Origin of the sequence: Pseudonocardia sp. SID8383 (assembly GCF_009864975.1) — a bacterium.
Classification (GTDB): domain Bacteria; phylum Actinomycetota; class Actinomycetes; order Mycobacteriales; family Pseudonocardiaceae; genus Pseudonocardia; species Pseudonocardia alni.
Window position 1 is genome coordinate 1 of record NZ_WWFY01000431.1, and the last position, 1194, is coordinate 1194.

The window sequence follows — 1194 nt, forward strand, 5'->3', positions numbered from 1 at the left end:
CGCGCCGGCGACCTGGTGCGACGGGTGGTGGCCGAGACCGTCGCCGCCGTCGACGAGCGCGAGCAGCTGTTCGCCGCGCACGGCGTCGCCGGGATCGAGGAGTTCCGGGCCCGGCGCGCCGCGGGCGGGTTCGCCGGGGTGACCGCCACCGACCTGCTGCTCGTCGTCGACGGCTACGCGGCGCTGCGCGCCGGGTTCGAGGACCTGGACGAGAAGCTGACCGCCCTCGCCGCCCGCGGGCTCGCCTACGGCGTGCACCTCGCGCTGTCCGCCGCCCGCTGGGCCGAGATCCGCCCCGCGCTCAAGGACCAGCTCGGCAGCCGGATCGAGCTGCGGCTGGGCGACCCGTCGGACTCCGAGGTGGACCGGCGTCGCGCCGCCGCGGTGCCCGCGCTGCCGGGGCACGGCCTGTCCGCCGACGGCGAGGCCACCGTCCTCGCCGCGCCCTGCCTGGTCCCCGGCACCGACCCGGCCCGGGAGATCGACGACGCCTGGGACGGCCCGTCGGTCGGCCCGGTGCGGTTGCTGCCCACCCGGATCGAGGTCGCCGAGCTCCCGCCCGGTCCGGGCCGTGGGCCCGCGCTCGGGGTCGACGAGGACCGGCTCGCCACCGTCGAGCTCGACCCGGACGAGCCGCACCTGCTCTGCTTCGCCGACTCCGGCGGCGGCAAGACGACCCTGCTGCGGACCCTCGCCCACGGCATCGCCGCGCGCTGGACGTCCGAGCAGGCGCGGATCGTCGTCGTCGATCACCGGCGGACGCTGCTCGGCGGGGTCCCGCAGAGCCACCTGCTCGCCCACACCTCGACCGCGCAGGCCACCACCGACGCCTGCGCGGAGATCGCGGGCTCGCTCGGACGGCGGCTGCCCGGCCCGGACGTCACCCCGGCCCAGCTGCGGGAACGGTCCTGGTGGAGCGGGCCGGACGTGTGGCTGCTCGTCGACGACTACGACCTGGTCGTCCCCGCGGCGGGGTCGGCCGGAACGCACCCGCTGCTCGCGCTCGCCGAGTACCTGCCGCAGGCCCGCGACGTCGGGCTGCACGTCGTCCTCGCGCGACGCACCGGCGGGGCCGGGCGGGCGCTGTTCGACCCGGTCCTCGGGCGGCTGCGCGAGCTGGGCGCCCCCGGCCTGGTCGGCTCCGGCAGCCCCGACGAGGGCGCGCTGCTGGAGAAGGTCCACCCCGGGCCGATG

Annotated in this window: 1 protein-coding gene; it reads left to right on the plus strand. The window is 78.1% G+C overall.

Translation table 11 applies throughout. The features are described 5' to 3' along the window. Nucleotides 1–15 precede the first annotated feature (15 nt). On the plus strand, nucleotides 16–1194 hold a 1179-nt coding region (eccCb, locus tag GTW08_RS10660), incomplete at its 3' end, for a type VII secretion protein EccCb (protein ID WP_346009888.1).